The sequence below is a fragment of the Mycobacterium adipatum genome, assembly GCF_001644575.1.
GTDB classification, from domain to species: Bacteria; Actinomycetota; Actinomycetes; order Mycobacteriales; family Mycobacteriaceae; genus Mycobacterium; species Mycobacterium adipatum.
In genome coordinates, this window is the sequence record NZ_CP015596.1 from 3,777,482 (window position 1) to 3,795,787 (window position 18,306).

General features: G+C 69.5%; 19 protein-coding genes and 1 pseudogene. 4 read left to right on the top strand and 16 right to left on the bottom strand.

Annotated features, from left to right (window positions below; all coding sequences use genetic code 11):
- Positions 1-54: 54 nt before the first annotated feature.
- On the top strand, positions 55-1,257 hold the full coding sequence (locus A7U43_RS17830) for a serine hydrolase domain-containing protein (protein ID WP_067997981.1): 1,203 nt from the start codon (positions 55-57) through the stop codon (positions 1,255-1,257).
- Between the two features lie 23 nt (positions 1,258-1,280).
- Here the strand turns inward: A7U43_RS17830 and A7U43_RS17835 are convergent, their stop codons facing one another.
- From A7U43_RS17835 to A7U43_RS17850, 4 genes are read right to left on the bottom strand one after another with little or no spacing between them, the layout of a single operon-like run.
- On the bottom strand, positions 1,281-1,778 hold the full coding sequence (locus tag A7U43_RS17835) for a hypothetical protein (RefSeq protein WP_068003036.1): 498 nt from the start codon (positions 1,776-1,778) through the stop codon (positions 1,281-1,283).
- A 26-nt stretch (positions 1,779-1,804) separates the two neighbouring features.
- A complete protein-coding gene (gene nusB / locus A7U43_RS17840) occupies positions 1,805-2,284 on the bottom strand; it encodes a transcription antitermination factor NusB (protein ID WP_067997983.1) in 480 nt (159 codons plus the stop codon).
- A gap of 2 nt (positions 2,285-2,286) precedes the next feature.
- A complete protein-coding gene (gene efp / locus A7U43_RS17845) occupies positions 2,287-2,850 on the bottom strand; it encodes an elongation factor P (RefSeq protein WP_067997986.1) in 564 nt (187 codons plus the stop codon).
- A 19-nt stretch (positions 2,851-2,869) separates the two neighbouring features.
- On the bottom strand, positions 2,870-3,973 hold the full coding sequence (locus tag A7U43_RS17850) for a M24 family metallopeptidase (protein WP_067997988.1): 1,104 nt from the start codon (positions 3,971-3,973) through the stop codon (positions 2,870-2,872).
- Between the two features lie 33 nt (positions 3,974-4,006).
- Between A7U43_RS17850 and A7U43_RS17855 the strand changes: the two genes are divergently transcribed.
- Positions 4,007-4,525 carry a B-4DMT family transporter gene (locus tag A7U43_RS17855; RefSeq protein ID WP_067997992.1) on the top strand — a complete coding sequence of 173 codons (519 nt, stop codon included), beginning with the start codon at positions 4,007-4,009 and terminating at the stop codon, positions 4,523-4,525.
- On the opposite strand, the gene aroB is transcribed toward A7U43_RS17855, so the two are convergent.
- The 9 genes and pseudogenes from aroB to A7U43_RS17900 all read right to left on the bottom strand — a co-directional run bounded on the left by aroB (position 4,522) and on the right by A7U43_RS17900 (position 13,608).
- Positions 4,522-5,601, bottom strand: a complete 1,080-nt coding sequence (gene aroB, locus A7U43_RS17860; RefSeq protein ID WP_067997996.1) for a 3-dehydroquinate synthase — start codon at positions 5,599-5,601, stop codon at positions 4,522-4,524. The genes A7U43_RS17855 and aroB overlap by 4 nt on opposite strands.
- Before the next feature lie 118 nt (positions 5,602-5,719).
- Positions 5,720-6,229 (bottom strand): annotated as a pseudogene (locus A7U43_RS17865) (shikimate kinase); the annotation flags it as partial.
- Between the two features lie 3 nt (positions 6,230-6,232).
- Positions 6,233-7,438 (bottom strand): chorismate synthase, encoded by a 1,206-nt coding sequence (gene aroC / locus A7U43_RS17870; protein WP_068003038.1) that lies wholly within the window; start codon positions 7,436-7,438, stop codon positions 6,233-6,235.
- 60 nt (positions 7,439-7,498) lie between these two features.
- Positions 7,499-7,885, bottom strand: a complete 387-nt coding sequence (locus tag A7U43_RS17875; RefSeq protein WP_068003041.1) for a prepilin peptidase — start codon at positions 7,883-7,885, stop codon at positions 7,499-7,501.
- Between the two features lie 42 nt (positions 7,886-7,927).
- Positions 7,928-8,734, bottom strand: coding sequence for a shikimate dehydrogenase (locus A7U43_RS17880; protein WP_067998003.1), 807 nt, complete (start codon positions 8,732-8,734; stop codon positions 7,928-7,930).
- A complete protein-coding gene (locus A7U43_RS17885) occupies positions 8,724-9,968 on the bottom strand; it encodes an endolytic transglycosylase MltG (protein WP_067998006.1) in 1,245 nt (414 codons plus the stop codon). The genes A7U43_RS17880 and A7U43_RS17885 overlap by 11 nt, the downstream gene beginning before the upstream one ends.
- Entirely contained in the window at positions 9,961-10,455 is a 495-nt protein-coding gene (gene ruvX, locus A7U43_RS17890) for a Holliday junction resolvase RuvX (RefSeq protein ID WP_067998009.1), read from the bottom strand. Before ruvX ends, A7U43_RS17885 begins: the two co-directional genes overlap by 8 nt.
- 3 nt (positions 10,456-10,458) lie before the next feature.
- Positions 10,459-13,155 carry an alanine--tRNA ligase gene (gene alaS, locus A7U43_RS17895; protein ID WP_067998012.1) on the bottom strand — a complete coding sequence of 899 codons (2,697 nt, stop codon included), beginning with the start codon at positions 13,153-13,155 and terminating at the stop codon, positions 10,459-10,461.
- Between the two features lie 63 nt (positions 13,156-13,218).
- The gene (locus A7U43_RS17900) at positions 13,219-13,608 is read right to left on the bottom strand and encodes a secondary thiamine-phosphate synthase enzyme YjbQ (RefSeq protein WP_082902439.1); all 390 of its coding nucleotides are present in this window, start codon (positions 13,606-13,608) and stop codon (positions 13,219-13,221) included.
- Positions 13,609-13,737: 129 nt separating this feature from the next.
- Here A7U43_RS17900 and A7U43_RS17905 point away from each other — a divergent pair, with 129 nt between their 5' ends.
- Positions 13,738-14,358: a hypothetical protein gene (locus A7U43_RS17905; RefSeq protein ID WP_067998017.1), complete on the top strand. Its 621-nt coding sequence runs from the start codon at positions 13,738-13,740 to the stop codon at positions 14,356-14,358.
- Positions 14,359-14,378: 20 nt separating this feature from the next.
- On the opposite strand, the gene A7U43_RS17910 is transcribed toward A7U43_RS17905, so the two are convergent.
- On the bottom strand, positions 14,379-15,695 hold the full coding sequence (locus A7U43_RS17910; RefSeq protein WP_197500075.1) for a replication-associated recombination protein A: 1,317 nt from the start codon (positions 15,693-15,695) through the stop codon (positions 14,379-14,381).
- Between the two features lie 30 nt (positions 15,696-15,725).
- Entirely contained in the window at positions 15,726-16,550 is an 825-nt protein-coding gene (locus tag A7U43_RS17915; RefSeq protein WP_067998022.1) for a DUF3097 domain-containing protein, read from the bottom strand.
- Positions 16,551-16,618: 68 nt separating this feature from the next.
- On the opposite strand from A7U43_RS17915, the gene A7U43_RS17920 reads away from it, so the two are divergent.
- Positions 16,619-17,209, top strand: a complete 591-nt coding sequence (locus A7U43_RS17920; protein WP_067998025.1) for a hypothetical protein — start codon at positions 16,619-16,621, stop codon at positions 17,207-17,209.
- A 6-nt stretch (positions 17,210-17,215) separates the two neighbouring features.
- On the opposite strand, the gene A7U43_RS17925 is transcribed toward A7U43_RS17920, so the two are convergent.
- A complete protein-coding gene (locus A7U43_RS17925; protein ID WP_067998029.1) occupies positions 17,216-18,271 on the bottom strand; it encodes a zinc-binding metallopeptidase family protein in 1,056 nt (351 codons plus the stop codon).
- Between the last annotated feature and the right edge of the window lie 35 nt (positions 18,272-18,306).

The window sequence follows — 18,306 nt, forward strand, 5'->3', positions numbered from 1 at the left end:
CGCCTCACGGGACGGATCGTTAAAGGACGTCGAACTGCCGGTTACTTTAGCAGGGTGAATCTCGACAACAACCGCGCCTCCATCTCCGAGGCCATCGACGGCGGCCTGCTCGCCGGCGCCGTCACCCTGGTATGGCATGCCGGGCAGGTGGTGCAGGTCAACGAGTTGGGTCACCGCGATATCGCGGCCGGGCTGCCGATGCAGCGCGACACGATCTTCCGGATCGCCTCGATGAGCAAACCGGTGACGGTGGCGGCGGCGATGACGCTGGCCGAGGAGGGCCTGTTCGCGCTCGACGACCCGGTGGCCCGCTGGGTGCCCGAGGTCGCCGCGCTGCGGGTGCTGATCGAACCCGGCAGTGCGCTCGACGATACGACGGCGCTGCGCCGACCGATCACCTTCGACGACCTGATGACCCACCGCGCCGGCCTGGCCTATCCGTTCTCCATCACCGGTCCGCTGGCCAAAGCCTATGGGCGGCTGTCGTTCCGGCAGAACGAACAGCGCTGGCTCAACGAGCTGGCGCAGCTGCCGCTGGCCCACCAGCCCGGCGCGCGCATCACCTACAGCCACGGCACCGACGTGCTGGGCATCGCGATCTCCCGGATCGCCGGAAAACCGTTGCACGAGTTGCTCTCCGAACGCATCTTCGACCCGCTGGGCATGTCCGACACCGGTTTCGCCCTCAGCCTGGCCCAGCGCCGCCGGATGGCCACCATGTACGGCCTCGGCGCGGACGAGACGCTACGCGACGACGTGATGGGCCCGCCCGCGCTCACGCCGCCCGAGTTCTGCGCCGGCGGTGCGGGGTTGATGTCAACGGCCGACGACTACCTGACGTTCGCCCGGATGCTGCTCGGCGACGGCACGGTGGACGGCGTGCGGATCCTGTCCCCCGAATCGGTGCGCGTGATGCGCACCGACCGGTTGACCGCGGACCAGAAGGAGCAGAACTTCCTCGGGGTGCCGTTCTGGATCGGCCGCGGCTTCGGGCTGAGCATGTCGGTGGTCACCGATCCCGCCCAGTCCGAACGATTCTTCGGCCCGGGTGGTCTGGGCACCTTCGGCTGGCCGGGCGCGTTCGGCACCTGGTGGCAGGCCGACCCGGCCAATGACGTCATCGTGCTCTATCTGATCCAGAACTATCCGGATCTGACCGCCGATGTCGCGCAGGTCGCCGGCAACACCTCGATGGCGAAACTGCGGATGGCACAACCGAAGTTCGTGCGCCGGACCTACCAGGGGTTGGGCCTCTGAGCCGGCTGACCACCGACAGAACATCACATCGAGCGTGACAGCACCCGGCCGAACTGCAGCAGCCGCTCCATCTGAGCCAGGCCACCGTTGTCCACCGACTTGGTGTAGCGGAAGGACTCGCAGTACAGGTCGCTCTCGGTCGCCGAGGTACGCCGGGCGCGGGTCACCAGCTGGGTGTACATCCGCAACCGGACCTCGGACAGCCGCCGCGTCCCGTCCGCCAGCACCTCGAAGTGGGTGCTCAGAATGTGATCGCTGATGGTCGACAGCAAGATCGTGCGCACCGAGGAGTTCAATTGCCGGCGCTCGTCCACGATTTCGTCATCGGCGCGCCACATGATGAGCCGCAGCCCATCGGTGGCCACCACTTCCTGCCACACCGCGGTCCCGTCGGCCTCCTCGGTTTCGCCGCGCGACATGATGAACGCGGCGATCCCGGGGAACTCGATGACCGACCGCAGCTGTTCGAGCGCCAGCTCGGGATCACGCAGATAGACCGTCGCCGCATCCTGCACGCTCATGTACGGCGCCCAGTCCTGCGGCACGATTACTCCCCGGTCTCCGACGGCCGCAGCGCCGCCGCGGCGGCCCGGATCTGCGGGGTCACCAACATCACCTGGCCGAGCACACCGTTGACGAAGCCCGGGGATTCGTCGGTGGACAGTTCCTTGGCCAGCTCGACGGCCTCGTCGACGGCGACGGGCGCGGGCACGTCATCGGCGTGCAGCAGTTCCCACACCGCCACCCGCAGGATGGCGCGGTCCACCGCGGGCAGCCGCTCCAGCGTCCAGCCCTGCAGGTGCGAGGAGATCAGGTCGTCGACGTGCGCGGCCTGCTCGGTGACACCGCGGGCCACCGTCACCGTGTACGGGTTCAGCGCGTTGATATCGGCCTGCGTGTGGGACAGCGCATTGCGACCATCGGCGGCTTCGGCGGCGGTGATACCGCGCGCCTCGGCCTCGAACAGCAGGTCGACGGCGCGCTTACGCGCTTGGTGTCGACCACGGTCACCACGACGGTCAGCCATGGCTAGGCATTCACCCTGCCCAGGTAGCTGCCGTCGCGGGAATCGACCTTGAGCTTGTCGCCGGTGTTGATGAACAGCGGCACCTGCAGTTCGGCGCCGGTCTCCACGGTGGCCGGCTTGGTGCCGGCGCTGGAGCGGTCGCCCTGCAGGCCCGGTTCGGTGTGGGTGACCACGAGTTCCACGGTGACCGGGAGCTCCAGGTACAGCGGCGCACCTTCGTTGAAGGCGATCTGCACCTTCATGCCCTCGAGCAGGAAGTCGGCCAGGCGCCCCACCAGCGACTCGGACAGCGAGTGCTGCTCGTAGTCCTCGGAATCCATGAAGACGAAGTCGCTGCCGTCGCGGTACAGGTAGGTGGCATCGCGGCGGTCGACGGTGGCCGTCTCCACCTTCACACCGGCGTTGAACGTCTTGTCGACGACCTTGCCGGACAGGATGTTCTTGAGCTTGGTGCGCACGAAGGCCGGGCCCTTGCCGGGCTTGACGTGCTGGAACTCGGTGATCTGCCAGAGCTGACCCTCGATCGAGAGCACGAGTCCATTCTTGAAGTCGGCGGTTGATGCCACGGTGTGTACAGCTCCTAGATCAGGTGATGACAGCCAGTTCCTTGGGGAACCGGGTGAGTAACTCGGGTGTAGGTGCGCTCTCGCTGCCGACAACCAGGGTGTCCTCGATTCGGACACCGCCCCGGCCGGGCAGATAGACGCCGGGCTCCACGGTGACCGCAGCGCCAGCAAGCAGTGTACCGACGGCCGAGGCACTGATCCCCGGCGCTTCGTGGATCTGCAGTCCGACGCCGTGGCCGAGGCCGTGACCGAAGTTCTCGGCGAACCCTGCGTCGGCGATCACCTGCCGGGACGCGGCGTCGACGTCCCGCAGCGCAGCCCCCGCCGCCAGCGCGTTGCGGCCGGCCGCCTGGCTGCTCGCCACCAGGGCGTACAGATCTCGCTGCCACTGCGCGGCGTGCCCCAGCACGAAGGTCCGGGTCATATCCGAGTGGTAGCCGGCGACCAGTGCGCCGAAGTCGATCTTCACGAAATCGCCGTCGGTGAGCACCGCGTCGGTGGGCCGGTGGTGCGGGATGGCCGAGTTCGGTCCGGCGGCCACGATGGTCTCGAAGGACACACCGTCGGCGCCATGGTCGAGCATCAGCGATTCCAGCTCGCGACCGACCTGCTTCTCGGTGCGCCCGGGGCGCAGCCCGCCGCGGTTCACCAGATCATGCAGGGCCGCGTCGGCCGCCTCGCAGGCCAGCCGCAGGATGGCGACCTCGCCAGCATCCTTGACCTCCCGCAGCCGTTCGACCATGCCGGCGGCCCGGACGAACTCGACTCCCCCGGCGTCACCCACCGCCCGTTCCAGCAGACCGAACCCATCGACGGTCACCACATGGCTCTCGAAACCGAGCCGGCGCACACCGTCGGCGGCCGCGCGGGCGGCCAGGTGCGCGCCGACGGCACGTTCGATGACCAGTTCGGCGTCCGGCGCCTGCGCCGCGGCCTGCGTTACATAACGCCCGTCGGTTGCCAACACCGGCGTGTCTTGGTCGACACGCACCAAAAGTGCGGCGTTGGATCCGGTGAAGCCGGACAGATATCGGACGTTGACCAGGTCGGTTACCAATATGGCGTCCAGTTCGGCGGCCGCCAGCCGGTGCCGCAAACGGTCCCGGCGCGCAGATATCGTCACAGCCGCTGACGGTACTCGCTACGCTGTCCCCTCATGAGCAAGTGGTTGCTGCGCGGACTCGTGTTCGCGGCGGTCGTGGTGGTCCTCCGGTTGATCCAGGGAGCGCTGGTGGATGCCTTCCCGACGCAGGCCGGCTGGATCAGTCCCACGCTGGGTCTGTTCCTGGCGATCCCGGCGATCGTGTGGGCCTACTTCGACGGCCGCGCGGACGCGGCCGCCCAGTCCGACCCGGACCGCCGCCAGGATCTCGCGATGGTCTGGCTGGTCGCCGGCCTGATCGCCGGTCTGCTGGGCGATCTGGTGTGCTGGTTCATCGGGCTGTTCTACCCGGTGCTCTACACCGGGAACCTGATCAGCGAGCTGACCTCGTTCGCCGCGTTCACCGCGCTGCTGATCTTCCTGGCCGGTGTCATCGCGGTGACCATCGGCCGCTGGAGCGTCGATCGCAAGGCCCCGCCGTACGTGCGCCGCCGCGAGGGCGACGAGGAACGCGCCGACACCGACGTGTTCGCCGCCGTGCAGCCCGGTCCCGACGAGCCCGCCAAGCCTTAGCGGGTACCGACCACCGAATAGGCCGCGGCCAGCAGCGTCGGGTCCGGCCCTTCCAGGCGTCCCGGCTTGGCCAGTCCGTCGAGCACCACGAAGCGCAGCACCCCGGAACGGTTCTTCTTGTCACCGGCCATGTATTCGAGCAGCTGCGGCAACGCGTCGACGTCATAGCTGACGGGCAGGCCCAGCGCGGTCAGCACCCGGGCGTGCCGGTCGGCGGTGTCGTCATCGAGCCGGCCGGCCAGGCGACCCAGCTCCGCGGCGAACACCAGCCCCACCGAGACCGCGGCCCCGTGGCGCCACTTGTAGCGTTCACGGCGCTCGATGGCATGCGCCAACGTGTGCCCGTAGTTGAGGATTTCGCGCAGCGCCGACTCCTTCTCGTCGGCAGCCACCACCTCGGCCTTGACCGCGATCGCGCGCCGGATCAGTTCGGGCAGGACGGTGCCCGACGGGTCCAGCGCGGCCTCCGGGTCGGCCTCGATGAGGTCCAGGATCACCGGGTCTGCGATGAACCCGGCCTTCACGATCTCGGCCATCCCGGCCACGATCTCGTTGCGCGGCAACGTCTGCAGGGTGGCGAGGTCGACCAGCACCGCCAGCGGCTGATGGAACGCGCCGACCAGGTTCTTGCCGGCGTCGGTGTTGATACCGGTCTTCCCGCCGACGGCGGCGTCGACCATGCCCAGCAAGGTGGTCGGCACGTGCACGATGTCGACGCCGCGCAGCCAGGTCGCGGCGGCGAATCCGGCGACATCGGTGGCGGCCCCGCCGCCGAGGCTGACGACGGCATCCTTGCGCCCGATGCCGATCCGGCCCAGCACCTCCCAGATGAAACCGACGACGGGCAGTTCCTTCCCGGATTCGGCGTCCGGGATCTCGATGCGGTGCGCGTCGATGCCCGTGCCGGCCAGGTGTTCGCGGATCGCCTCGGCCGTCTGGGCCAGGGTCGGCTGGTGCAGGATGGCGACCTTGTGCCGACCGGCCAGCGTGCGGCCCAGGTCTTCCAGCAGCCCGGTCCCGATGATCACCGGGTACGGCCGGTCGACCATCACGTCCACTGTCACGGGTTCACTCATTGCGTGCCTCTGCTCGTTTCGCCAGCGCCGCCGGGGTGGGCGGGGCCTCGGTGGTGGGTGCCGGGTTCAGGACGGTCGGTCCGCGTCGCCAGGCCGGTCGGCGGCGCCGGCGCGGCCGCGCCGGACCGCACCCGGACAGCCGGGTGACGATGTGGCGCACCACCGCACCGGGATTGCGCCGGTTGGTGTTGACCCGCATGGTGGCCACCTCACGGAACAGCGGCACCCGCTCGTCCATCAGGGCACGGTACTTCGCGGCCGGGTCGTCACCGGCCAGCAACGGACGCGCACTCCCGGTCGTTCGCCGAATTCCTTCTGCGGCACTGATTTCCAGGTAGATCACGGTGTGACCCTTGAGCGCTTCGCGCACCTCCGGGGTGGTCACCGCACCGCCGCCGAGGGAGACCACACCGTCGTGCTCGTTCAGCGCGGCACGCACCACGTCGGCCTCGATCTGGCGGAAGTGCGCCTCGCCCTGGACAAAGATGTCGGCGATGCTGCTCCCGGTGGTCTCGACGATCTTGGCGTCGGTGTCCAGCAGCGGCACGCCGAGCGCCTTGGCCAACCGCCGGCCGATGGTGGACTTGCCGGAGCCCGGCATGCCCACCAGAACAGCTTTGGGTGCCATCGGCTATCCCGAGGCCTGAGCCGTCGGCTCGTGCTCGGCGACCGCGTGCAGATAGCTCTCGACGTTGCGGCGGGTCTCGGCCAGCGAGTCGCCGCCGAACTTGAGCAACGCGGCCCGCGCCAGCACCAGCGCGACCATCGTCTCGACCACCACGCCGGCGGCCGGCACCGCGCACACATCCGAACGCTGGTGGATCGCCACCGCCTCGTCGCCGGTGGACATGTCCACGGTCGCCAGCGCGCGGGGCACCGTGGAGATCGGCTTCATCGCCGCGCGCACCCGCAGCGGCTGCCCGTTGGTCATCCCGCCTTCCAGGCCGCCGGCCCGGTTGGTGGAGCGGACGATGCCGTCGGGGCCCGGGTACATCTCGTCGTGGGCGACGCTGCCGCGACGGCGCGCGGTCTCGAACCCGTCGCCGATCTCGACGCCCTTGATCGCCTGGATGCCCATCACCGCGGCGGCCAGCTGGCTGTCGAGCCGGTTGTCCCCGCTGGTGAACGAACCCAGTCCGATCGGCAGCCCGGTCACCACCACCTCGACGACGCCACCCAGGGTGTCGCCGTCCTTCTTGGCTGCCTCGATCTCGGTGATCATGGCTTCCTCGGCGGTCTTGTCGAAGGCCCGCACCGGGCTGTCGTCGATGGCGGTCAGGTCCTGCGGCAGCGGGGACGGGCCGTCATAGGGTTTGGACGCGCCGATGGAGATGACGTGGGAGATGACCTCGACACCGAGCGCCTGCTGCAGGAAGGCGCGCGCGACGGTGCCCGCGGCGACCCGGGCCGCGGTCTCGCGGGCGCTGGCCCGCTCCAGCACCGGCCGGGCGTCGTCGAAGCCGTACTTGAGCATGCCCGCGTAGTCGGCGTGCCCGGGGCGCGGGCGGGTGAGCGGCGCGTTGCGGGCGGCGTCGGCGTCGAGTTGGTCGGCGGGCACCGGGTCCGACGCCATCACGGTTTCCCACTTGGGCCACTCGGTGTTGCCGATCTCGATGGCGATGGGGCCGCCGAGGGTGCGGCCGTGACGCACCCCACCCAGCACGGTCACCTGGTCCTTCTCGAACTTCATCCGGGCGCCGCGGCCGTAGCCGAGCCGACGGCGCTGCAACTGGGCCGCGATGTCGTCGGAGGTGACGGACACACCCGCGACCATGCCTTCGACCATCGCCACCAGCGCGCGGCCGTGAGATTCACCTGCGGTAGTCCATCGCAACACGGGTGACATTCTCCCATGCGGCCGGCGGTGCGACCGAATCCGTCGACCCTGCGCTCCGCACTACCACCACGCCAGGGCGACCGACGCCGCGCTGGCCGCACACATCGAGGGGCCGTGCGGCACGGTCGATCCGCGCCGCGCCACCGCGAGCACGACTCCGGCCAACCCGGTCAGCAGCACCGCGCCGATGGCGCCCAGCAGCCAGACGTGCACCCCGAACGTCCCGGTGAGTGCGCCGAGACCGACCGCGAGCTTCACATCGCCGGCACCGAGCGCGGCCGGGTCCATCAGGTGCACCACAAGATAGAGAACGCCGAGCGCGGCGGCGCCCAGCACGGCCGGGGTTCCGCGGCCGGCCAGCACGGCCACGACGAGGATCACCGCGGCTCCGGGCAGGGTGAGCAGATTGGGCAGCCGGCGCTCGCGCAGGTCGTAGCCGCTCAGCATGATCAGCCATCCGGCGAGGACCAGCGCACCCACCGTTTCAGGCTAAGAGCCCGGCAGTGCCTGCCTCATCACCTCTTTGGGCGCCGGCAGCCCGGTGAACTGCTCGACCTGCGCGATTGCCTGGTGCAGCAGCATCTGCAACCCACTGATCACCCGGCCGCCACGCGCCTGCACCGCCGCCGCCAACGGTGTGGGCCACGGGTCATAGATCGCGTCCAGCAGCACCGGGACGCCGTCGATGGTGTGCGCATAGTCGGCCGCGATATCGGCGGGCAGCGTGCTGACCGCAACGTCCAGAGCGGTCACGGCCGTGCCGGGTTCGACCCAGCGGATGTCGATCCCGAGCCGACGACCCACATCCACCGTCGCCGCGGCCTTCTCCCGGTTGCGGGCGATGACCGCGATGTCGGTGACCCCGAGGGTGGCCAGCCCCGCCACCGCCGCCGGTGCGGTACCGCCCGATCCGAGGACGGCGCCGCGCCGCGGGGCGTCGAGCACGTCGACCAGCGCGCCGGCGACCCCGTCGATATCGGTGTTGTCGGCCCGCCATCCGGTCGCGGTGCGCACCAGGGTGTTCGCCGAGCCGACGAGCGCGGCGCGGTCGGTGCGCTCGGTGGCCACCTCCAGGGCGGCGAACTTGCCCGGTTTGGTCACCGACAGCCCGACCCATTCCGGTCCAAGACCGGCCACCAGCGCCGGCAACTGCTCGGCGGTGCACTCGATGCGGTCATAGGTCCACGACGTCAGGCCCAGCGCCCGGTAGGCCGCGAGGTGGATGTCCGGGGACCGGGAGTGCGAGATCGGTGATCCCAGGACCGCCGCGCGCCGAGCGGGACCCCTATCTGGCACTGTCGAGGACACCGTTGTTCCTGGCCACTTCGATGCTCGCCAGGTGCTGCTCATAGTCGCGGGTGAACAGGGTCGTGCCCTGCATGTCGATGGTGACGAAGTACAGCCAGTCCCCCGGTTCCGGGTTCTCCGCCGCGGCCAGGGCGGGTTGACCCGGCGAGCAGATCGGGGTCTTCGGAAGGCCCAGGGAGGCATAGGTGTTCCACGGGGTCACCCGGGCGCGATCACCGTCGGTGGTGGCGATCTCGGTGCGGTCCAGCGAGTAGTTGACCGTCGAGTCGAACTCCAGTTTGCGGTTCTCGGCGAGCCGGTTGAAGATCACCCGCGCCACCTTGGAGAAGTCCTGCGGCTTGGACTCGCGCTGCACCAGCGAGGCCACCACCAGGATCTCGTACGGTGACATCCCGGTGGTCTCGGCCGCGGCGAGCAATCCGTTCGCCTCGTACTGCGCGGCACTGGCGCCGATCAGCGACGCCAGGATCTGCTCGGCCGAACCCGACGGATTGACATTCCAGCTGCCCGGCGCGATCAGTCCCTCCAGGCGGCGGTGATCGTCGCCCATCGCGGTCGCCTCGGCCGTCGCCCAGCCGGGCACCGACAGCGCGCCAAGGTCGGCGGTACCGGCGGCCCGCTTGAGATCGTCGGCGGACACGCACGCCCGGGTGCCGTCCAGATCCACGCAGGAGGCATCCGAGATCAGCGACAGGATGCCCTTGGTGACGGCATCGGTCTTGACGTCCGCGACATCGTCGAGCTGGCGCCCCTCCGGGATCACCATCTGCCCGACCCGGCTCGCCGGGTCGGCGAGCTTCTGCACCGCGCTCGACGCCGGGATCTCGGTGCGCACCTTGTAGAAGCCGGGCTGGATGGCGGCGATCGCCGGGTTGGCGGCCGCGGCCTCCACGAACGCCTTCGACGAGGACACCACGTTGCGTTCCTGCAGCGTCTGCCCGATCGCGGTGGTCGAATCCCCGCTGTGCACCTCGATCACCACATCGGCGGTGCCGTCGCCGGCGAAATCACTGCTGCCGCCGAACAGTCCGTGCCACAGCTTGGAGCCGACGAACACCGCCCCGATGACCACCACGATCAGCGTCACCAGCGCGGCGACCGAGAAGACGCGGCGGCGCCGGGCCGTCCGCCGTTGCTGCGCCCGGGCGGCGCGGCTCAGCCGGCGGCGTGGTGGGCCGACCGCCTGCGGCTCGCTGCGCCCGGGACTCCAGTGATCACTCATCGACAACCCTTACCGCGGACCGGCGCTGGTCCAACCAGTTCTGCAGAATGCCCACTGCGGCAACCTGATCGACCATGGCCCGCTGATTCTTGGCCCGCACCCCGGCATCGCGCAGCGACCGCTGGGCGGTCACCGTGGTCAACCGTTCGTCGGCCAGCCGCACCGGCGTGGGTGCGATCCGGGCCGCCAGGGCATCGGCCAGTTCGACGGCGTCCTGCGCTGAGGAACCCGACCGGTTCGCCAGCGTGCGCGGCAGGCCGACGACGACCTCGACCGCTTCCAACTCTTCGGCGAGGCGCACCAGCCGGCGTAGGTGCCGGCCCGACCTGTCCCGCTGGACGGTTTCCAGCGGGGTGGCCAGAATCCCGTCCGGATCGCTACCGGCGACCCCGATGCGCACGGTGCCGACGTCGATGCCGAGCCGGCGTCCCCGGCCCGGATCATCGGGACCGGGCCTGTCCGGCAGGCGGTCGGCAGCGTCGGGCACGGGTTAGCTCCGGGCGATCTCTGCGTGCAGCGCGGCCAATGCCGCGTCGATGCCCGCCGCCCCCTTACCCGAGCCCTGAGCCAGATCGGCCTTACCGCCCCCGCGGCCGTTGACCGCCGCGCCGAACGTCTTCACCAGATCGTTGGCGTTCAAACCAAGGTCCTGCGCGCTCTTGTTGACCGCGACCACGAACGGCACCGCGTCGTCCTCGCCGCCCGAATCGGCGATCAGGGCCACCACGGCCGGATCGGAGCCCAGCTTGCCGCGGATGTCGCCGACCAGGCTGCGCAGATCCGCCGCGGTGATCCCACCCGCCATCCGCTGCGCCACAAAACGCACCTTACCGACAAGCTGCGCACCGGCCGCGGCATTTGCGGCCGCGGCGCGCGCATTTGCCAGCCGCGCCTTGTCCAGTTCCTTCTCCGCGGCCCGCAGCCGTTCCACGAGGTTGGCAACGCGTGCCGGGACCTCGTCGGAGGGCACCTTCAGCGAGGACGCCAGGCCCGCCATCAGCGCGCGCTCCTTGGACAGATGCCGGAACGATTCCAATCCCACGTAGGCCTCGACACGGCGCACACCGGAGCCCACCGAGGATTCACCGAGCACGGTGACCGGGCCGATCTGTGCCGAGCTGCGCACGTGCGTGCCGCCGCACAACTCCAGGGAGAACGGTCCGCCGATCTCGACGACGCGCACCTCGTCGGGATAGTTCTCGCCGAACAGCGCCATGGCCCCCATGGCCTTGGCCTGTTCCAGACCGGTGTTGAAGGTGTGCACCGCGAAATCGGCCTGCACCGCCTCGTTGGCGACCTCTTCGATCTGTGCGCGTTGCTGATCCGACAGCGAGCCCTGCCAGTTGAAGTCGAAGCGCAGGTAGCCCGGCCGGTTCAGCGACCCCGCCTGGACCGCGTTGGGGCCCAGCACCTCTCGCAGCGCCGCGTGCACCATGTGGGTGCCGGAATGGCCTTGGGTCGCGCCGCGGCGCCACCTCTCGTCGACCTCGGCGGTGACCGTGTCGCCCTCGACGAACTCCCCGGACTCCACCGTGACACGGTGCGCCCATAGGGTTTTCGCAATCTTCTGCACATCGCCGACCGCGGCCTTGGCGGTTGCCGAGGCGCCGGTACCGGAGATGGAACCCTCGTCGGCGATCTGGCCGCCGGATTCGGCGTAGAACGGGGTGCGGTCCAGGATCAACTCGACCTGCTGGCCGACAGCGGCCTCATGGGACACCACCGGAACCCGCTTGCCGTCGACGAAGATGCCGAGAATGCGCGCCTGCGAACTCAGCTCGTCGAAGCCGGTGAACTCGGTGGGCCCGGCGTCGACGAGTTCGCGGTAGGCCGACAGGTCGGCGTGGGCCTGCTTGCGGGCCGCGGCGTCGGCCTTGGCGCGTTGACGCTGTTCGGCCATCAGGGCGCGGAAGCCCGCTTCGTCCACGCTCAGGTCGGCCTCGGCCGCCATCTCCAGGGTGAGCTCGATCGGGAAACCGTAGGTGTCGTGCAAGGTGAACGCGTCGCGCCCGGACAGCTTTTCGGCACCCGAGGCCTTGGTCGCGCGGGCCGCGTCGTCGAACAGCTTGGACCCGGAGACCAGGGTGCGGTTGAACGCGGTCTCCTCGGCGACCGCGATGCGCTGGATGCGGTCGAAGTCGGTGGCCAGTTCCGGGTAGGACGGGCTCATCGCATCACGGACGGTGACCATCAGCTCCGCCATGATCGGGTCGTCGACACCGAGCAGTTTGGCGGCGCGGATGATGCGGCGCAGCAGCCGGCGCAGCACATAACCGCGCCCCTCGTTGCCGGGGCTGACACCGTCGCCGATGATGATGGCCGCGGTCCTGCTGTGGTCGGCGATGATCCGGTAGCGCACATCGTCGTCGTGGACGCCCTGGCCGTAGCCGCGGGGTGCGATGCCGGCCACCAGGTCGATGGCCGGGCGCAGCAGGTCCGTCTCGTAGACGTTGTCGACGCCCTGCAGCAGGCACGCCACCCGCTCGACCCCCATACCGGTGTCGATGTTCTTGCGCGGCAGCGGCCCGAGAATCTCGAAGTCCTCCTTGGAGGTGCCCTCACCACGCTCGTTCTGCATGAAGACGAGATTCCAGATCTCGATGTAGCGGTCCTCGTTGGCTTCCGGGCCGCCCTCGATGCCGTACTGGGGCCCACGGTCGTAGTAGATCTCCGAGGAGGGCCCGCACGGACCGGGAATGCCCATCGACCAGTAGTTGTCGGCCATACCGCGGCGCTGGATGCGCTCCATCGGCAGTCCGGCCACCTCCTGCCAGTAGCCGATGGCCTCGTCGTCATCGAGATAGACGGTGGCCCAAAGCCGTTCGGGATCGAACCCGTATCCGCCGGCTTCCACCGGGTTGGTCAACAGCGTCCAGGCGTACTCGATGGCACCCTTCTTGAAGTAATCGCCGAAGCTGAAATTCCCGGCCATCTGGAAGAAGGTGTTGTGCCGGGTGGTGATGCCGACCTCTTCGATGTCCGGGGTGCGGATGCACTTCTGCACACTGACCGCGGTGTCATATGCCGGGGTGCGCGCCCCGAGGAAGAAGGGGACGAACTGCACCATGCCGGCGTTGACGAACAGCAGGTTGGGGTCATCGAGGATCACCGAGGCGCTGGGCACCTCGGTGTGTCCGGCCTTCACGAAATGATCGAGGAAGCGTTTCCTGATCTCGTGTGTCTGCACGTGCTGCTGTCCTTTGGTCAACCTGCGAATACTTTGACCGCACCACAGTACCGGTCGCCCCGCTCAGCCCGACACGAAGCTCAACCGCACCGATCGCCGCGGGTTGTCCCTGTTCAAGTCCACCAGCACGATGCTCTGCCAGGTTCCCAGCAACGGTTCGCCGGCACCCACCGGGACGGTGACCGACGGACAGACCAGCCCCGGGAGCACGTGATCGGCGCCGTGACCGGGTGAGCCGTGCGCATGCCGGTAGCGGTCATCGCGCGGCAACAGCCGCTCCAACGCGTCCAACAGGTCCTCATCGGAGCCCGCACCGGTCTCGATGACCGCGACGCCGGCGGTCGCATGCGGGACGAAGACATTGCAGAGCCCGTCTCCCTTGGCGGCGCAGAATTCGCGCACCTGCGCGGTCAGGTCGGTGATCCGGCGGCGCGACGTGTCCAGTTCGAGCACTGCGGTGTCCACGGGTGCCAGCCTACGAAGCGCGCCGGCGAAACGCTTGTGCCGTGCGCGCGGCAGGAGGACAGTTGAGGTGACCGGTGGTGCCGCCGGGGCGCCGCCCTGTACCGAAGGGGGTGGATCGTGTACGCACGCTCTACCACTGTTCTGGCGCGTCCCGAATCGGTCGACGCCGGCATCGCGTACGTCCGCGACGAGGTCATGCCCGCGCTGACCGACCTCGCGGGCTGTATCGGCCTGTCACTGATGGTGGATCGGCAGACCGGCCGGTGCATCGCCACCAGCGCATGGCGTGACCTCGACGACATGCGGGACAGCGCCGACGCGGCGGGCCGGCTGCGCACTCAGGCCGGCGAGCGCTTCGGCGGGCCGGTCACCGCCGAGGAATGGCAGATCGCGGTGCTGCACCGCGAGCACAGCTCCGACCCGGGCGCCTGGGTGCGGGCCACCTGGGTGACGGTGCCCCCCGAGCTCACCGAGGCCGGCATCGAGTACTACCGCAGCGCGGTGCTCCCGCAGATCGAACATCTGCCCGGATTCCGAAGCGCCAGTCTGCTCGTCGACACCGCGTCGGGACGGGCGGTGTCCTCGGTGTCGTTCGGCAGCCGGGAGGCGATGGAGCAGAACCGGGACTACGCGTCGACGCTGAAGGCCGAGTCGATCCGCGCCGCGGGGGCCAGCGCGGTGGACGAGGGCGAGTTCGAGCTCGTCATCGCCCACCTGCGGGTGCCGGAACTGGTCTGAGCCGGCGGGTCACGACCTGCCTAGCGCTTGCGCCGGATGATGGCCCGCAGCTTTTCCAGCCGGCTCGCGATCTCGCGCTCGGCGCCGTAGCCGGTGGGCCGATAATAGTCGACACCCACCAGCTCATCGGGTGGATACTGTTGGGCCGCAACGCCGCCCGGTGCATCGTGGGCGTACTTGTAGCCGACGGCGTTGCCCAGTTTCTCGGCACCGGAATAGTGCCCGTCACGCAGGTGCGCGGGCACCAGCCCGGCCTTGCCCGCCCGGATGTCGCCCATCGCCGCCCCCAGTGCGGTCGTCACGGCGTTGGACTTCGGCGCGGTCGCCAGGTGCACCGTCGCGTGCGCCAGCGTGAGCTGCGCTTCCGGCATGCCGATCAACGCGACGGTCTGCGCCGCGGCGACCGCGGTCGGCAACGCCATCGGGTCGGCAAGTCCGATGTCCTCGCTGGCCAGGATCACCAGCCGGCGGGCCAAAAAGCGCGGGTCCTCCCCCGCGGTCAGCATCCGGGCCAGGTAGTGCAGCGCGGCGTCGACGTCCGAGCCGCGCACCGACTTGATGAAGGCGCTGATGACGTCGTAGTGCTGGTCGCCGTCACGGTCGTAGCGCACCGCGGCCTGATCCAGGGACTGCTCCACCACCTCGACGGTGATGGTTGCGCCCGCGCCGCCGGCGGTCTCGGCCGCCACCTCCAGCGCCGTCAGCGCCCGGCGGGCATCCCCGGCCGAGAGCTTGACCAGTAGTTCCAGCGCGTCGTCGTCGATCGCGACCGAGCCGCCGAGTCCCCGTTCGTCGGCGACAGCCCGTTGCAGCACAGCGCGGACGTCGTCGGCGCCCAGCGGCTGCAGCTGCAGGATCAGTGACCGGGACAGCAGCGGGGCCACCACCGAGAAGGACGGGTTCTCGGTGGTCGCGGCGACCAGCAGCACCACCCGGTTCTCCACGGCGGCCAGCAGCGCGTCCTGCTGAGTCTTGGAGAACCGGTGCACCTCGTCGATGAACAACACGGTCTGCTGGCCGCGGATGGCCGCGTGCCGGGCCGTCTCGATGACCGCACGGACTTCCTTGACCCCGGCGGACAGCGCCGACAACGCCTCGAACCGGCGTCCGGTGGCGCCGGATATCAGCGAGGCCAGCGTGGTCTTACCGGTGCCCGGCGGTCCGTACAGAATGACGCTGGCCGCACCGGAACCTTCCACCAGACGGCGCAGCGGGGAACCGGGTTTGAGCAGATGCTGCTGGCCGACGACGTCGTCGAGGGTGGCCGGGCGCATCCGGACGGCCAGCGGGCTGGCGCCCGTCGGCATATCGGCAGCGGCGGGCGCATCGCCCGGCATGTCGAACAAGCTGTCGGCCACGCCTCAACGCTAGGCCGTGACGAAGTCGATGAGCTCCTCGACCCGCCCGATCAACGCCGGTTCCAGGTCGTTCCAGTCCCGCACCCGCCCCCGGATCCGCTGCCAGGCGCCGGCGATATCGGCCTGGGTGGCGTGCGGCCAGCCCAGCGCGTCGCAGATGCCGTGCTTCCACTCGATACCGCGCGGGATCACCGGCCACTGTGGCAAGCCCACCCGGGCGGGTTTGACGGCCTGCCAGATGTCGATATAGGGATGCCCGACCACCAGCGCGTGCCCGCCCGCCACCCGCGTCGCCTCGGCGGCGATCCGCGACTCCTTCGACCCGGCCACCAGATGGTCGACCAAGACGCCGAGGCGCCGCCCCGGGCCGGGCCTGAACTCGGCCACGATTGCCGCAAGATCATCGACACCGCCCAGGTATTCCACGACGACGCCCTCGATGCGCAGGTCAGCGCCCCACACCTGCTCGACCAGCTCGGCGTCGTGGCGGCCCTCCACGTAGATGCGGCTGGCGAGTGCGACCCTGGCCTTGGCACCGGACACCGCCACCGACCCCGACGCGGTGCGGGCGGGCGCGGCGGTCACCTTCGGCTTGACCAGGATGACCGGCTTGCCCTCGACCAGGAAGCCGGGCCCCAGCGGGAACGACCGCACCCGGCGATTGCGGTCCTCCAGTTCGACCCGGCCGTTCTCGATGCGCACCACCGCGCCGACGAAGCCGCTGGACGGATCCTCCACCACCAGACCCCGCTCGGCCGGGTGCTCGACGGAGCGGACCCGCGACGGGGTGTGTGGATTGCGGGCCAGGACATCGAAGCCGTATCGATCACTCACGCGGGCGATCCTAGGAACGGCGGTGCCGGAAACACCGTTGCGACATGCCCGCGTCATAGCATCGAGATGTGTTGCTGAACCGTCTCACCGCGGAGGGGATCGCCGCGGGCACGGTCACCCTGGTGTTACGCCGCTGGGACAGGCCGCGGGCGAAGGCGGGTGGCACCCAGCGCACGGTCGCGGGCACGATCCGCATCGATGCGGTCACCGAGCGCGCCGGTGACTACCGCGTCACCGCGGCGCAGGCACGCGCCGCCGGCTACGCCGACGCCGCCGCGGCCCAGGCCGAACTCGACCGTCGACCCGCCGCCCACACGTATCTGATCCGGGTGTCCTACCTGGCACCCGACGAACGACCCGAGCTGGCCGCCGAGGACGCCCTCGCGGCTGACGACATCGCGGGCATCGGTGAACGGCTGGACCGCTGGGACGCCGCCACCGAACCGTGGACCCGCAACTATCTGCGGCTCATCGGCGACAACGAGGCCATCCGGGCACCGGATCTGGCGGAACGGGTGGGCATCGACGTGCCGCGCTTCAAACGCAGGGTCCGTCAGCTCAAAGGTCTGGGCCTGACCATCAGTCTGGGCACCGGGTACCGGTTGTCGCCACGTGGAGCGGCTTTCTTGCGTGCCGACGGCCACCGGCCGACGCGGTGAGCCTGCTCAGCCGCCGACGGCGGCGAGCTTGGCCGGCGAGGAGGTGATCTCGTCGATGACCGTGTGGATGAACCGCATCTTCTCCAGCACGGCCGCCGGCAGCACGAACGGGTAGAGGTCGTCGCGGCCCATCGACCGGTTGACCATGTTCAGCGCCCATGACAGCGGCAGCCACATCTCGATGATGGTGTCGAAACCGCTGGGCCCCAATGCCCTTCGGTCGAAGGTGGCGCCCGCCGGGGCGAGGCTGAAGGCCGCCGCGGTGTCCAGGGTGTCGCGGATGTGCAGGTAGTGGGCGAAGGTCTCGGCCCAGTCCTCGGCGGGGTGCATGGTCGCATACGACGAGACGTAGTCGCTCTGCCAGCCCTGCGGGGCGCCCTCGCTGTAATGCCGGTCCAGCGCGGCCTGATAGTCCAGGTCCGGATCGCCGAACAGGTCGTTGAAACCGGCCAGATACTCCGGCGACGGGCTGACCAGCCGGTAGAAGTAGTAGTGCCCGAGTTCGTGGCGGAAGTGCCCGAGCAGGGTGCGGTAGGGCTCCTCCATCGCGACGCGCAGCTGTTCGCGGTGCACATCGTCGCCCTCGGCGAGATCGAGGGTGATCACCCCGTCGGCGTGCCCGGTGAACACCTTTTCCTGCACGCTGCTCAGCAGGTCGAAGGCGAGCCCGAACTGCGGGTCCTCATCGCGGCCGACGATCGGCAGCTTGAGTTCGTGCAGTTCGGCGATCACCCGGCGCTTGGCCTTCTCGGCGGCGGCGAACTTCGCCAGCGCCCCCGCGTCGGCATCGTGCGGCCGGGTCCGGGTCAGCGCGCAGGATGCGCACAGCTTGACCACCGGCCCCTTCTCGACCAGCCAGTTGCATTCGGCCAGATGAAGATTCGCGCACAAACGGTACTGCTTCTCGTCCACCGCGCCGGCGTGCTCGCTCTCTTCCTCGGACGCGATCACCAGCAACGCCATATCGTCGAGCGAGAAACCGAGCCGGGAGCCGCACGACAGGCATTTCGAATTCTCGAACGCCAACCGCTGCCCGCAATTCGGGCAGTTGAAATCCCGCATGTTCTTCTCTTCCCTGTGACGCCGATGACGCGGCC

Bases quoted from the DNA above. Each gene is read 5' to 3' on its own strand.
- A7U43_RS17835 (WP_068003036.1), bottom strand. From the start codon at position 1,778: ATGAGCGTGCAGGATGCGGCGACGGTCTATCTGCGTGATCCCGAGCTG.
- nusB (WP_067997983.1), bottom strand. From the start codon at position 2,284: ATGGCTGACCGTCGTGGTGACCGTGGTCGACACCAAGCGCGTAAGCGC.
- A7U43_RS17855 (WP_067997992.1), top strand. From the start codon at position 4,007: ATGAGCAAGTGGTTGCTGCGCGGACTCGTGTTCGCGGCGGTCGTGGTG.
- aroB (WP_067997996.1), bottom strand. From the start codon at position 5,601: ATGAGTGAACCCGTGACAGTGGACGTGATGGTCGACCGGCCGTACCCG.
- A7U43_RS17875 (WP_068003041.1), bottom strand. From the start codon at position 7,885: ATGCTGAGCGGCTACGACCTGCGCGAGCGCCGGCTGCCCAATCTGCTC.
- A7U43_RS17885 (WP_067998006.1), bottom strand. From the start codon at position 9,968: ATGAGTGATCACTGGAGTCCCGGGCGCAGCGAGCCGCAGGCGGTCGGC.
- A7U43_RS17910 (WP_197500075.1), bottom strand. From the start codon at position 15,695: ATGCCGGGCGATGCGCCCGCCGCTGCCGATATGCCGACGGGCGCCAGC.
- A7U43_RS17925 (WP_067998029.1), bottom strand. From the start codon at position 18,271: ATGCGGGATTTCAACTGCCCGAATTGCGGGCAGCGGTTGGCGTTCGAG.